Consider the following 13070-nt stretch of genomic DNA (forward strand, 5'->3'; position numbering starts at 1 on the left):
AGTTGAGTGGTTCCACAGAGGTCGAGTAGGTGGTCGCGCGGTGATTGAGCGCCACGACCGCCACGCAATTCCGGCGTCGGCCGCCAGGGCGGTTCGACTGTTTCGTCCGGTTTCTCCGGCAGTTCACCGGCGATACACAGCCGACGCCGAGGGTCGAGGAGGCGAGTGACCGCTCGCCGTGACTCGACAGGAAAAGAGATCATGACCCGACGACCCAGCCGGTGGCTCTCCCTCGCGGGGACGAGCGCGATCGCCGCCGCCGTCGCCCTGACCTCGGCCGTGCCCGCGGCCGCTGCCGACCCCACCAGCCCGAAGAACGTCATCGTCCTCATCGGCGACGGCATGGGCTACAACCACATCGACGCCGCGTCGCTCTACGAGCACGGCACCACCTATGCCCAGGTCGACGTCGACCCGCAGGCCGGCACGATCCGGCACCTGCCCGGGACGGCGTCGCAGGTGTTCCAGTCGTTCCCCGTCCAGGTCGCCATGTCGACCCACTCGGCCAACGGCCGCGCGGAGTACGACCCGACCAAGGCCTGGGCCGACTTCGACTGGATCTCCGAGGGCGCCACCGACTCCGCCGCCGCGGGGACCGCGCTGGCCACGGGGGTGAAGACGAACAACGGCATGCTCGGCCTCGACCCCGAGGGCAACCGGGTCGAGAACGTCGCCGAGCGCGCCGCCGAGCTCGACAAGGCCACCGGCGTGGTCACGTCGGTGCAGTTCTCGCACGCGACGCCCGCGTCGTGGGGCGCGCACAACGCCAGCCGCAACGACCTGCACGGCATCTCCGACGAGATGATCGCGGGCCCGCTCGACGTCATCATGGGCGCCGGTCACCCGTACTTCGACGACGACCACCAGGCGATCGGCACCGGCCGGTTCGACTACCTCAGCGAGGGCGCCTGGAACAAGCTCACGGACGGCCAGACCCCGTTCACCCTGATCGAGGACAGGGCCGAGTTCGAGGCGCTGGCCGCGGGCGGCGACGTCCCCGAGCAGGTCTTCGGCCTCGCCCAGGTCGCCTCCACGCTGCAGCAGGCGCGCTCCGGCGGTGCCGAGGGGCAGCTGCCGTTCGAGGTCGCGCAGAACGACGTCGCGTCCCTCGCCACGATGACCCAGGGTGCGCTCAACGTGCTGGAGCAGGACGAGGACGGGCTGTTCCTCATGGTCGAGGGCGGCGCCATCGACTGGACCGGCCACGCCAACGAGACCACCCGGAACATCGAGGAGACGGTCGAGTTCAACCGCGCCGTCGAGACGGTCGTCGACTGGGTCGAGGCCGAGTCCTCCTGGGACGAGACCCTCGTCATCGTCACCGCCGACCACGAGACGGGCTACCTCGACGGGTCGCAGTCCGACCCGACCTGGACGCCGATCACCGGCGCCAAGGGCCAGCTGCCGGACGAGGCCTGGTTCTCCGGCAACCACACCAACCAGCTCGTCCCGCTGTTCGCCAAGGGCGCCGGGTCGGAGCTGCTCGCCTCCTACGCGACGGGGACCGACCCGGTCCGCGGCGCCTACCTGGACAACGTCGACGTCGCCCGGGTGGCGTTCGAGTCCTGGGGCCGCGAGGACGCGCCGGAGGCCGGTGAGATCCCGCTGACCGCGACCGTGCCGCAGGCCGGCGAGGTCGAGGGCTCGCTCACCATGTCGGTGGCCGACTTCGGCGAGGGCGTGGCCCTCGGCGGCGGCGCCGACGTCGGCGACCGGCTCCGGTTCGGCGGCGCGCTGCCGACGGTGTCGGTGACCGACTCCCGCTCGAACGCCCAGGCGGGGACGGGCGGCTGGACCGTCTCCGGCCAGGCGGCGGACCTGTCCACCGGCTCGCAGGTCCTGCGGGCGCAGCACCTCGGCTGGACGCCGGGCCTGCTCACCACCAGGCCGGGCGTCACGCCCGGCTCGCCGGTCGCGACCGTCCTCGGCGGCGGCGCGGGCCTCGCCACCCCGGCGACGCTCGCGACGGCGACCTCGGACGGCCGGCTCGGCACCACCCACCTCACCGCCGAGCTCGCGCTCGAGGTCCCCGTCGACACCCGCGCCGGCGAGTACGCCGGCTCGCTCACGGTGTCGCTGTTCCCGGTCGACTGACCCCACCGCGAGGGCCCGGCGCCGCCCGCACGGGCACGCCGGGCCCTCGCCCCGCCCTCCCCCGCCACCTCCCCCGCGACCCGCTGGAGACCGCCGTGCCGCGCACCACCACCCCGCGACGCCGTCGGGCGTCCGCCGCCCTCGCCCTCGCCGCCGCCCTGGCGCTGCCCACCGCCGGGCACGCCGCCGCGCTCGCGCCCGCCGCGGGCGACCCGGCGCCCGCCGCCGAGGCCGCCGCCCGCACCACCTGGGCCCTGGAGCCGGCCACCGCCGACGGCCCCGACGGCCGGGTGTCGTTCCGGCACGACGTCGACCCCGGCACCGAGATCGCCGAGCACGTCACGCTCACCAACTTCTCCGACCACGCGGCGACCTTCGAGGTGTACGCCGGCGACGGGCTCCTCACCGCCGACGGGCAGTTCGACCTGCCGCCGACCGGGTCCGAGGCCGAGGCCGCCGGGGCCTGGATCGCGCTCGGCGACGCGGCAGGCGCGCTCGCCGAGCCCGGTGCGGTCCACCGCGTCGAGGTGCCGGCCGCGTCGGCGGTGACGCTGCCGCTCGTCGTCCGCGTGCCCGCCGACGCCACCCCCGGCGACCACCCCGCCGGCGTCGTCGCCGCGCTCGCCACCGACGCGGGCGCGGGCGTCGCGATGGACAGCCGGGTCGGGGCGCGCCTGCACCTGCGGGTCACCGGCGACCTCGCCCCGGCGCTGGCCGTGCAGGACGTGCGCACGACGTGGACCCCGTCGTGGAACCCGTTCGCCCCCGGCACGCTGCGCGTCGACTACACCGTGGCGAACACCGGCAACGTCCGCCTCGGGACCACGTCGTCCGCGAGCGCCGCCGGGCCGTTCGGCGCCGCCCGCACGACCGTGGACGGTCCCGCGCTGCGCGAGGTGCTGCCCGGGGGCACCGCCGCGAGCAGCGTCGAGGTCGAGGCGTGGCCGCTGGTCCGGCTCGGCGGCGGGGTCGCCGTCGCACCGTCGGTCGTCGGCGGGGACGAGGTGACGGCCGCCCTGACGGCCGCCGAGTCGTCCTGGTCGGCCTGGGCCGTGCCCTGGCCGCAGCTCGGGCTGGTGCTCCTGCTGGTCGGCGTGGCGCTGGCCGTCCGCCGGGCGCGCGCCCGGCGGGAGGCCCTGACGCAGCGGCGGATCGCCGCGGCGGTCGCGCAGGCCGGCGGTGCGGGCTCGGCGGTCTGACGTCCGGGCCGGGCCGGGCTCACGCGTCCCCGGTGGCGGCCGCCACCCACGCGTCGAGCTCGGCCCGGTGGTGGTCCACGAACTCCCGCTGGAGCTCGTGGCTGACCTGCCGGACCCCGTCGTCGTACGCGACCTCCACCTGGCACCCGACGTCGGCGACGGCCATCGCGATCTCGTGCGCCGTGAACGCGCGCACCTCCTCCGGGTCCACGTCGGGCTCCCCGGGTCCGTCCGGGTCGGCCGCCCAGTCCCAGGCCTCCAGCAGCGCCTGGTAGTCCGGGTCGTCCCACCCCTGGACCCGGTTCCACTCGTCGTTGAGCGGCTGGTAGACCGAGTCCCGCGAGTCGAGGCCGCCGAAGCCGGCCGCCGCCATGCACGCGGACCACGCGGCGTCGAGGGCGCGCACCCGCGGGTCGACGGCGATCTGCTCCCACACCTCGCGCATCGCGTCCTGGAGCCCGGCGAACTCGTCCGACGGGTCGTCGTCCCAGACCTCGTGGTGGGCCGCGCCGTTGCAGCCCGCCCGGGTCCAGTCGTACTCCCACTCGTCGGCGTCGAACGTCTCGTCCGCCTCGTGCGGCGGGCCCCAGAGCGCCGCCCAGTACGCGTCCCGCTCGGCGTCGGACATCGCGTCGAGGTACTCCTGGTTGGGGTCCTCCGTCATCGGGAGCTCCTGGTCGTCCCAGCCGTAGGGGTCGGTGCTGATCCCGTAGCCGTACTGCTCGGCGAACTCGGCGGTGCCCCACGCGACCTCCGGGTCCACGCCGGACACCACGCCCCCGTCGCCGTCGGCGGGGACGTAGTCGAACCCCTGCTCGCGCATGCACGCCGCGATGCGCTCCTCGGCCTCGCGCTGCCGCCGGTCGTGCTCGGCCTGCTGGTCCTCGGCGCTCGGCGCGTCGCCGTCCGCCCAGCCGTACACGCGGGCGAGGTACTCCTCGAGCGGGCCGAGGTCGGGCGCGGGTGCGGGTGCGGTGGCGCCCGCGTCGGGCGACCCACCGGTGCAGCCGGCGAGCAGGAGCGCAGCGGCGCAGGCGCCGGCGAGGACGTGGCGGACGGTGGTCGGGGGCATGGCGATCCTCTCTGATCGACCGCCCCCCGGTCGGGCACGACCGTACGCACCGCCGGCACCTAGGTGGCGGTTCACCCGCACCTACGAGGTCGCGGGCGCCGACGGCCGCCGATGGGTGGGGAAAGCCGTTCCCGACGAGGACCCGCCATGCCCCGCACCCGCTCCGCCCTGCCCCGGTCGACCTCCCGCTGGTCGGCGCCGCTCGCCGTCGCCGTCCGGGCGGCCACCGTCGCGCTGCTCGCCGCCGTCGTGCTCGCCCCCTCCCCGGCCTCCGCGGCGGGCACGGGCGCCCCGGTCCGGGCGGCCGCTCCCACCGCCGCTGCCCCGGTCGACCGGCTCACCTCCGGCCAGGAACTCACCGCGGGCACCGCGCTCACCGCGGTCGGCAGCGCCCACACCCTCGCGGTCGGCGCCGACGGCGACGTGACCGTGCGCCTCGGCGGCGGTCCGGTCCTCTGGCACACCGGGACGACCGGCAACCCCGGGGCGCGGCTCGTGCAGCAGCCGTCGGGGGCGCTGGAGGTGCGCTCGGCGTCGGGGACGCTGCTCTGGACGACGGGCGCGGCGTCGGCGGGGGCACGGTCGATCGTCAAGCCGGACGGCGTCGTGTACACCGTGGACACGGCGGGCCGGCTGGTGTGGAAGTCCACCACCGACGGCCCCGCCCTGCGGACGTCGGCCGCCGACCGGGTGCCGTCGGGTGGGCTCCTGCTCGCGGGCGAGTCGATCGCCACCGGGGACGTGCGGCTGACGATGGGCGGAGACGGCGACCTCGCCCTCACCCGCGCCGGCGGGGTCGAGTGGCGGACCGGCACGTCGGCCCCCGGCGCCTCCGCGCGGGTCACCACCGCCGGCGACCTGCAGGTGATCTCCCCGGCGGGCGCGGTGCTGTGGTCGGCCGGTGCGGCGTCCCCCGGCGCCCGGCTCGTCGTCAAGGACCACGGGCGCATCTACCTGATCGCGCGGGACGGGGCGAGCGCCTGGTCCTCGCCGACCCCGGCCACCGAGAAGGTGCCGGCCGTCGTGACCCTGCCCCTGCCCGCGCCGCTGCCGGTGGTGCACCGCCCCGGCTCGGGCTCCGGGGGCGCGTCGACGGACGGGGGCTCGGGCGAGAGGGTCTACCGCACCGTCCTGTCCGGTGCGCCGCAGTACGCCGACCCCGCCTCCGACGTCGCCCGCGCCGCGGCCACCGCCCGCACGCAGGGCCGGACCGCCGACGCCCTGCTGCTCGACAAGGCCGCGAGCGGCGGCTCCGCGCGCTGGCTGGGCCCCGCCGACGGCACCACCGCCGTCCGCAGCTACGCCGCGGCGGCCACCGCGGCCGGTCGGACCCCGGTCTTCGTCACCTACGCCATCCCGCACCGCGACTGCGGGTCCTACTCCGCGGGCGGCCTCGCGACCGCCGACGAGTACCGCGCCTGGGTCACCGGCGTCGCCGCGGGCCTGCGCGGCGCGCGCGCCGTCGTCGTGGTCGAGCCGGACGCGCTGCTGCACCTCGACCGGTGCGGGGACCGCGACGAGCGCCTCGCGCTGCTGCGCACCTCCGTGGAGGCCTACGCCGCCGCCGGCGCCGAGGTCTACCTCGACGCCGCCAGCAGCAACAGCTTCGGCTGGAGCGCCGACCAGCTCCGCGAGATGGCGCTGCGGCTGCGGGCCGCGGGCGTCGACCGCGCCGCGGGCTTCTCGGTCAACGTGTCGAACTTCCAGCGCAGCGCGCACGAGGAGGCCTACGGCACCTACCTGTCGGCGCTGCTCGGCGGCAAGGCGTTCGTCGTGGACACCTCGCGCAACGGCGCGGGGCCGCTCGCCGGGCCGGACGGCACCGTGTGGTGCAACCCCGACGGGCGCGCGCTCGGCGCCCGACCCGGCGCGACCGGCGCGGGCCCGCACGTGGCGAACCTGTGGATCAAGACGGTCGGGCGCTCGGACGGGACGTGCAACGGCGGCCCGGCCGCCGGGACGTACTGGGAGGAGTACACCCTGGGGCTCGCGGCACGCGCGGCGTGGTGACGCGGCGCCGGGGCCCCGCCGCGGACGTGCGACCGAACCCGTCGCGCGCCGCCTGCAACGTTCCGGCCCGCGGAACCGTCCTTGTGTGTGACGCTGTCGCAGCACCAGGGGGTGGGGATGGACCGGGCCGGGAGGTCTGACGACCTGATGGCGGAGCTGGTCCGCCGGCGCGGGGACGCGCTCGGGGCCTACGCGTACCTGCTCACCGGCGACCTGCGGGAGGCCGAGGACCTGCTCCAGGACGCGCTGGTCACCACGTTCGCCCGGTCCCGGGTGCTCGAGCTCGAGTCGGCCGAGGGCTACCTGCGCCGCGTGATGGCGACGACCTGGGTCGACCGGTACCGGCGCCGGCGGCAGTGGGACCGCGTGCGGCACCTGCTCGGCCGGGCGGACAGCTACGACGGCCCCGCCGAACGGGTGGCCGAGCGCCGCGACGTGCAGGCGGCCCTCGACGGGCTGTCCCGGCGGCAGCGGGCGTGCGTCGTGCTGCGCTACTGGGACGACCTGCAGGTGCGGGACATCGCGGCCGTCCTGGGCATCGCCGAGGGCACCGTCAAGCGCTACCTCAGCACCGCGGTGGCCCGGCTCGCCGAGGTGCTCGGCCCGCAGGCCGCGCTGCTGCCGTCCGAGACCGTGCTCGTCCACGAGGGGGACCGCCGATGAGCGAGGACCTGCGCGCCGGCCTGGCGGAGATCGCCGTCGGGGCGGCCCGTGTGCTCCGCACCCCGCCGGTCGCCGACCTCCGGCGCCGGGTCCGCCGACGCCGGGCCGTCCGGCGCACGGCGGGCGTCGCCGCCGCCCTCGTCGCCGCGACCTCCGTCGGCGCCGCGGCGCTGGCGCTCGGCGCGGTCCCCGGGCCGAGCCCGGTGGCGCCCGCTCGTCCGACGTCCTCCGCCTCCCCCTCGCCGAGCCCGTCGGCGACGCCGACGACGGCCACCGGGCCGGTGGCGGGCTGGGTCCCGGGCACCGAGCCCTGCGGGACCGCGCCCGCCGTCCAGCTGCACGACAGCGCCGTGGTGGAGGTCCAGGGCGCCGTCGTGCCCGGCGCCTTCGACGTGCCGGCGGCGGCGTTCCGCGGCGGCGCGGGCGACACCACGCTGTTCCTGAACCTGCAGACGACGAGCGACCGCCCGGGCGAGCCCGCCGGCGACGGGACGTCCGACCTCCGGGTGCTGCTGCTGGACGAGACCGGCACGGTCGCGTTCTGGAACGAGCCGGGCCGCGAGCTGCCGCAGGTCGAGTCCACCACCAGCCCCGGCACCTTCTCGCCCTCCTGGCTGTACCCGGCCCTGGACTGCCGGACGGGCCGGCCGCTGTCCGGGACGTTCCGTGTGATCGCGTCGGACGCCGACGAGACGGTCGAGCTGGCGCCCGTGGCGCTGGGTGACGCGTTCGACGCCGTGGCCGCGGCCCGCACGGCCGAGCAGGCCGTCCAGCGCTACCAGGACCGTCCCGTGTGCGGGCAGCCGCTGCCGGACGCGTGGCGGCGCGCCGCCGCGGACCCCGACCTGGTGGCGTCGTTCGGGCCCGAGGGCGCGCCGACCCGGATCGGCAGCGCCGGGCTGCACGTCCCGGTGACCCTGACGGCGACGCGCGCCGGGCTGGAGGGGCTCGTGCCGCAGGGCCTGCGCGCGGTGCTCGTGGACGACTCCGGCACGGTCGTGACCGGTCCCGACGGGTTCTCGGTCGTCGACGGGGCCCTGACCGGGACCCCGTTCGCGGTGGAGCCCGGCGGGGCGTTCGCGTCCGAGGTGTTCCAGTGGTGGTCCGGCTGCCCCGAGCCGCCCTGGGCCCAGCCGACCGCCGGCGACTACGACCTGTACGTCCTGGACACCGTCGCGGCGACCGACGCCGACGGCCGGACGGCGCCGCGGACGGTCGCCGGCGGCCCCTTCCGGGTGACCTTCGACCCGACCCGGTGAGCGGAGCGGAGGGCGTGGGATTCGAACCCACGAGGACGCCTTTCGACGCCCCAACGGTTTTCAAGACCGTCGCTTTCGGCCGCTCAGCCAGCCCTCCCACGAACGCGGCGACCCTACCAGCGGGAACCCGAGCGAGAAGGGGTGGCTGGGGTCTGCCGAACCTCGCTACCCTGGACCTGCAGGACGCCATCAGGCCTCCCGCCTTGCCTTGGGCCCCGTCGACGGACGGGGCCCTCGTGCGTCTACGGGGTCCAGCAGTGCTCGTGCTCGACGACGGGCGCCGCCTGGAGCAGCCGGGAGTGGTGCGACGGCGCGAAGTGGTACTGCGCGACCAGGGAGTCGAGCCCGGCCTCGATCCGGTGGACGGCGGCACCGTCGACGAGCACCGCTCCGAGGTAGAAGCGGTCCGTCGAGTACGGACTCGTCCACGTACGCCAGCAGCAGCCCCGACGGCTCCTCGTGATCCGTCAGCGAGCGCACCCGCCACCCTGTCCCGCCGTACCGACCCGGACTGAGTCCGGTCGTGGTCGAGACGCATGTTCTCGCATGATCAGCGGGGAGAGCACCACTCAGCGGCACCCACGCAGCGACGACCTCAGGGCAGGATCGCGTCCACGTACCCGCCGTCCACCCGCACCGCGCCACCGGTCGTCGCCGACGCCAGCGGTGATGCCAGGTACACCACCAGGTTCGCGATCTCCTCGGGCTCGATCAGCCGCTGCAGCAGCGACTGCGGCCGGTGCCGCCGCATGAACTCGCGCTGCGCCTCGTCCCACGGGAGGTCCTTCTCGACCAGCGAGTACACGAACTCCTCGACGCCGCCGGTGTGCGTCGGTCCGGCGATCACCGAGTTCACCGTGACCCCGGTCCCGGCCGCCTCCTTGGCGAAGCCGCGGGACACCGCGAGCAGGGCGGTCTTCGACATCCCGTAGTGGATCATCTCGGCCGGGATGACGACGGCCGAGTCCGAGGCGATGTTCAGCACCCGGCCCCACCCGCGCCCGGTCATCCCCGGCAGGTACGCCCGGGTCAGCCGGACGGCGGCGAGCACGTTGACCTCGAAGTACCGGCGCCACTCGTCGTCGGTGATCTCCAGCGCCGGGCGGGCCTCGAAGATGCCGAGGTTGTTGACCAGCACGTCGACGTCGGGGACGGCGGCGCGGACCGCCTCGGCGCCCGCGTCGGTGCTGACGTCGCCGGGTGCGGCGACGAACGACCCGGGGCCGTCCCCGTGCTCCGCGGCCAGCCGCGCGACGGCGGTTCCGACCGAGCCGGCGGTGCGGCCGTTGACGGCCACGCGGGCCCCGGCGCGGGCGAGGCCGGCGGCGATCGCCGCGCCGATGCCCTGGGTGGATCCGGTGACGAGCGCGGTGCGCCCGGTGAGGTCGAGCTGCGTCATGCCCCGACGGTAGGCGGTCGAGGGCGGACTCCGCGAGGCGCGGTCAGCGGGCCCACGGGGGCCCGGCGGCCGCGCGGGCGGCGGCGACCGCCTCGTCGATCCGTCGCTGAGCGGCCTCGGCGCGGCGCCAGCGCAGCAGCACCGCGGCGACCACGGCGGCGGCGACCAGGACCACCACGGCGACCTGCACCCACGGCAGCGCCCACGCGCTGAACGGCACCTGCACCAGGACGGAGGCGCCGGTGAGCGCGTCCTCGCCCACGACGACCGGGGTGATCGTCACCTCCCCGGACAGCCGCCCCAGCGGCCAGGCGGGGACCTCGGTGATGACGGGGACGGAGGCGCCGGGCAGCACCTCCCGCGGGTCCGGCCCCTCGGTGCCGCCCCCGGCAAGGCCGAACGGGCCGGCGACGTGGGTGGCGACGGTACCGCCGAGCCGGACGTTGCCGACGTTCGCGATCTGGTACTCCAGCCGCAGCGTGCCGGCGGCCAACGGGTTCCAGGACGGGACGTAGGTCGCCACGACCTCGGGCACCGCGAGGGCGGTGACCAGGTCCCCGGTGACCCGCAGGTGCAGGCGGGCGCCGACCCGGCTGTCGACCCCGGCCCCGTCGGCGGTGCTCGTGGCCACGGCGGCGACGATCCCGGCGGGGTGGTCGCCGGGCGTGGCCTCGGCGGGGACGCGCACGACGAACGGCACGGTGACGGTGCCGCCCCCGGCGACCTCCAGGTGCTGCACGGTCCCGGGCTCGGCGAGGGCGCCCGCCGGGTCGCCCATCGCGATCCAGGACCCTGCCCCGACCGGGGTGGTCCCCGCCGGAGGCAGGTCGAACTGCCCGTCGGAGGTGAGCACGCCGTCGCCCGCGTAGACCTGGAAGGTCACCGGGTGCTCGCTGAAGTTGGTCAGCGCGACGTGCTCGGTGATCTCGGCGCCGGGGTCGAGGGTGTGCCGGTAGGAGACCCGCCCGTCGGGGCCGTCGGGGGTCGCGGGCTCCAGCGCCCAGGTGGTGCGCTCGGTCGCGGCCGCCGCGGCGGCCTGGCCGAGGGCGGGCGCACCGAGCCCCGGCAGCAGCGCGAGGCCCACGGCGAGGGCGAGCGCGGCGGGCTGCCGGGGACGGCGGGTGGTGGACGTGCGGGGCACGGCGGGCTCCGTGAGGGGTGTCGAGGGCGGGCACGGCGGTGCCGACGCGGCCGGGGCGACCGGCCGCGTCGGCACCGGGGGTCAGTCGACCGGGAACAGCGTGAGCGTGACGGCGCCCGCGTAGCTGCCGGCCGGCGCGTCGACCGGCACGTCGAGCACCACGCCCGCGGTCAGCTCGGTGGCACCGGCACGGCCGTGCGACGCCGCGGTGGCGAGGGTCGCGGGGGCCGCGAGCCCGGTGCCACCGGCGAGGCGGGTCGAGACGGGCGACCCGGGCGTGACGCAGTGCTTGTCGCTGAGCAGGACCGGCGTCCAGCCGAGGTTCTCGGCGGTGAGCGTCGTGGCGCCCGCGACGAGGTCGCGGGCTTGGCCGGACACGGTCCAGCCGCCGTCGCCGGCCTGCGCGTCGGAGCGCGAGTCGGTCACGGTGACGGTCGGCAGGGCGCCCTCGAACCGCAGCCGGTCCCCGGCGTTGGTCGGCGAGCCGAGGTCGAGGCCGGAACCGGCGACCGACATGGCCAGCACGCCGTCCGTCTGCTCGGGGCGCGGCACGGTCGCGGTGACGTCGACCGTCCCCTCGTCGCCGGTCCCGGGCTCCGCGGGGTCGACCGGCGGGCCGACGTCCGGGGGGGTCTCGGGGTCGACCGGCGGGTCGACCACGCCCGGCTCCTCGCCCGCGACGTCCACGTCGATGACGTTGTAGAACGCGGCGCCGGTGTCGTCGACCGTCCACGCGGCGTAGATGACGTGGTAGCCCACCCGGTCCGCCGGGACGTCCACCACGTGCACGGCACCGGCGGTCGGCATCGACCCGTCGTGCTGCACGGTGCCGATCTTCTCGAACGACGCGCGGCTCAGCGGCGCGTTCTGGTCCCAGCCCGGGACCGTCATGAAGTAGTCCCACTTGGTGGTCTTGTGCGGTGCCGTGTACACCCAGCTGATCCGGTTCGGCCCGGGGGAGATCGCGTTCTTCACCCACCGGTCCGCGGACTGCTCGTCCAGCGCGGAGAACCGCGCGTTCCCCGCCGAGGCGAGCTGTCCGTCGGCCGGGCCCGCCTCCGGGAAGCCCTTGGGGCCCTCGATGCTCTGCGGCTCGTACTGCACCGCGCCGAGGTTCGCGTTGGTGCGCAGCGCCGCCCGGGCCACCATGCCCGACTCGGACCCACCGACGTAGCCGTGCGACCACGCAGCCGGTGCCGTCGCCAGGGCGACCGGCGCGAGCAGCGCCAGCGCCGCCCCCGTCCCCAGCGCGCGTCTGATCAGTCTCATCTTCCCGTCCTCTCCCACCAGGGGGCGGCCGGCCCGCGGCGCGCGAGGTCGAGTCGCCCCCGCTCGAACGGCCCGTGCCGGGACGGCCACGGGCTCGTCGTCGACGCTAAGGACGCCGACCGGGGGGTAGGTGTTCTGCGACGTCGCAGATCACGCGCCACGTTTCGCACAAATGCGGTGGGCACCCGAGATGCGGGTGGCTGTAGGGGGCAGGTTCTCGGGCGGTCGGCGCGAGGGGGTCAGGCCGCGACGTCCCACCAGCGGTCCGGGAGGCCCGGGGACACGACCGTCAGGCCGTGGATCGCGGCGACAGAGGCCAGCCGCACGTCGTACGACGCGAACGCCGTGACCTCCGGGTGCGCCAGCGCGACGCCGAGGTGCAGGGACGCGAACGGCGACAGGACCGCGGTGGTCATCGCGGCGGCGCCGACGGCCTGGTCCGAGAACCGGACGACCTCCAGCTGCTCGGCGGCGTCGCGGGCGCGCGCGCGGACGTGCGCCGGCGCCGTGGCGGCCGCGTGGCGCAGCTCGCTCAGGGACAGCGACGTGACGAGGAGGTCGGCTCCGTGCCGCTCCGCCCACCGCTGCCAGTCCACCGAGTGGTCCGGGAACGGCAGGTAGCGCACGAGCGCCGAGCCGTCGGCGTAGACCCGCACGCCCCGCACTGTAGCGGGGCGCGCGGGCCGGGCCGTCACGCGTGGTTGCGCAGGCGCTCCATGGCGAGCTGCACGAGCGAGATCAGCGTCTGCTTGGTCGCCGTGCGGGACCGGGCGTCGGTGTAGAGCACCGGCACGTGCGCCGGGATGGCGAGCGCCTCGCGCACGTCCTCCAGGCGGTGCTTGGCGACGCCGTCGAAGCAGTTCACGCCGACGACGAACGGGATGCCGCGGGACTCGAAGTAGTCGACGGCCGGGAAGCACTGGTCCAGGCGGTCGGTGTCGACCAGCACGACCGCGCCGATCGC

The 13070-nt window shown here is 76.2% G+C and carries 12 protein-coding genes and 1 tRNA gene; 5 read left to right on the plus strand and 8 right to left on the minus strand.

Features of this window, described 5'->3' with window-relative positions:
* The first annotated feature begins 201 nt into the window (after positions 1–201).
* Both FS882_RS02295 and FS882_RS02300 read left to right on the plus strand, forming a co-directional pair.
* A complete protein-coding gene (locus FS882_RS02295; RefSeq protein ID WP_158370329.1) occupies positions 202–2094 on the plus strand; it encodes an alkaline phosphatase in 1893 nt (630 codons plus the stop codon).
* A 95-nt stretch (positions 2095–2189) separates the two neighbouring features.
* Complete coding sequence (locus FS882_RS02300; RefSeq protein ID WP_158370331.1) at positions 2190–3293, plus strand: DUF916 domain-containing protein; 1104 nt, start codon at positions 2190–2192, stop codon at positions 3291–3293.
* A gap of 19 nt (positions 3294–3312) precedes the next feature.
* On the opposite strand, the gene FS882_RS02305 is transcribed toward FS882_RS02300, so the two are convergent.
* Complete coding sequence (locus tag FS882_RS02305; protein ID WP_158370333.1) at positions 3313–4365, minus strand: hypothetical protein; 1053 nt, start codon at positions 4363–4365, stop codon at positions 3313–3315.
* A gap of 147 nt (positions 4366–4512) precedes the next feature.
* Between FS882_RS02305 and FS882_RS02310 the strand changes: the two genes are divergently transcribed.
* The 3 genes from FS882_RS02310 (at position 4513) to FS882_RS02320 (ending at position 8297) form a co-directional block, all read left to right on the plus strand.
* Entirely contained in the window at positions 4513–6375 is a 1863-nt protein-coding gene (locus FS882_RS02310; RefSeq protein ID WP_158370335.1) for a glycoside hydrolase family 6 protein, read from the plus strand.
* An 87-nt stretch (positions 6376–6462) separates the two neighbouring features.
* Positions 6463–7038: a sigma-70 family RNA polymerase sigma factor gene (locus FS882_RS02315; protein ID WP_262348007.1), complete on the plus strand. Its 576-nt coding sequence runs from the start codon at positions 6463–6465 to the stop codon at positions 7036–7038.
* Positions 7035–8297: a hypothetical protein gene (locus FS882_RS02320; RefSeq protein ID WP_158370337.1), complete on the plus strand. Its 1263-nt coding sequence runs from the start codon at positions 7035–7037 to the stop codon at positions 8295–8297. Before FS882_RS02315 ends, FS882_RS02320 begins: the two co-directional genes overlap by 4 nt.
* 6 nt (positions 8298–8303) lie before the next feature.
* On the opposite strand, the gene FS882_RS02325 is transcribed toward FS882_RS02320, so the two are convergent.
* The 7 genes from FS882_RS02325 to FS882_RS02350 all read right to left on the minus strand — a co-directional run.
* Positions 8304–8394, minus strand: a tRNA-Ser gene (locus tag FS882_RS02325).
* Positions 8395–8539: 145 nt separating this feature from the next.
* A complete protein-coding gene (locus FS882_RS20815; protein WP_187365091.1) occupies positions 8540–8683 on the minus strand; it encodes a hypothetical protein in 144 nt (47 codons plus the stop codon).
* Positions 8684–8892: 209 nt separating this feature from the next.
* Positions 8893–9696, minus strand: coding sequence for an SDR family NAD(P)-dependent oxidoreductase (locus tag FS882_RS02330; RefSeq protein WP_158370339.1), 804 nt, complete (start codon positions 9694–9696; stop codon positions 8893–8895).
* Positions 9697–9739: 43 nt separating this feature from the next.
* Positions 9740–10837 carry a DUF916 domain-containing protein gene (locus FS882_RS02335; RefSeq protein WP_158370341.1) on the minus strand — a complete coding sequence of 366 codons (1098 nt, stop codon included), beginning with the start codon at positions 10835–10837 and terminating at the stop codon, positions 9740–9742.
* An 81-nt stretch (positions 10838–10918) separates the two neighbouring features.
* Complete coding sequence (locus FS882_RS02340) at positions 10919–12106, minus strand: lytic polysaccharide monooxygenase (RefSeq protein ID WP_158370343.1); 1188 nt, start codon at positions 12104–12106, stop codon at positions 10919–10921.
* 239 nt (positions 12107–12345) lie between these two features.
* Positions 12346–12762 (minus strand): PIN domain-containing protein, encoded by a 417-nt coding sequence (locus FS882_RS02345; protein WP_262348008.1) that lies wholly within the window; start codon positions 12760–12762, stop codon positions 12346–12348.
* Between the two features lie 35 nt (positions 12763–12797).
* On the minus strand, positions 12798–13070 hold a 273-nt coding region (locus FS882_RS02350; protein ID WP_187365092.1), incomplete at its 5' end, for an ATP/GTP-binding protein.

Source organism: Cellulosimicrobium cellulans (assembly GCF_007679345.1).
In the GTDB taxonomy this organism is placed as follows: domain Bacteria; phylum Actinomycetota; class Actinomycetes; order Actinomycetales; family Cellulomonadaceae; genus Cellulomonas; species Cellulomonas cellulans_A.

Excerpts from the sequence above, each read along its gene's own strand:
- FS882_RS02330 (WP_158370339.1), bottom strand. The coding sequence starts at position 9,696 with ATGACGCAGCTCGACCTCACCGGGCGCACCGCGCTCGTCACCGGATCC.
- FS882_RS02305 (WP_158370333.1), bottom strand. The coding sequence starts at position 4,365 with ATGCCCCCGACCACCGTCCGCCACGTCCTCGCCGGCGCCTGCGCCGCT.
- FS882_RS02295 (WP_158370329.1), top strand. The coding sequence starts at position 202 with ATGACCCGACGACCCAGCCGGTGGCTCTCCCTCGCGGGGACGAGCGCG.
- FS882_RS02340 (WP_158370343.1), bottom strand. The coding sequence starts at position 12,106 with ATGAGACTGATCAGACGCGCGCTGGGGACGGGGGCGGCGCTGGCGCTG.
- FS882_RS02310 (WP_158370335.1), top strand. The coding sequence starts at position 4,513 with ATGCCCCGCACCCGCTCCGCCCTGCCCCGGTCGACCTCCCGCTGGTCG.
- FS882_RS02320 (WP_158370337.1), top strand. The coding sequence starts at position 7,035 with ATGAGCGAGGACCTGCGCGCCGGCCTGGCGGAGATCGCCGTCGGGGCG.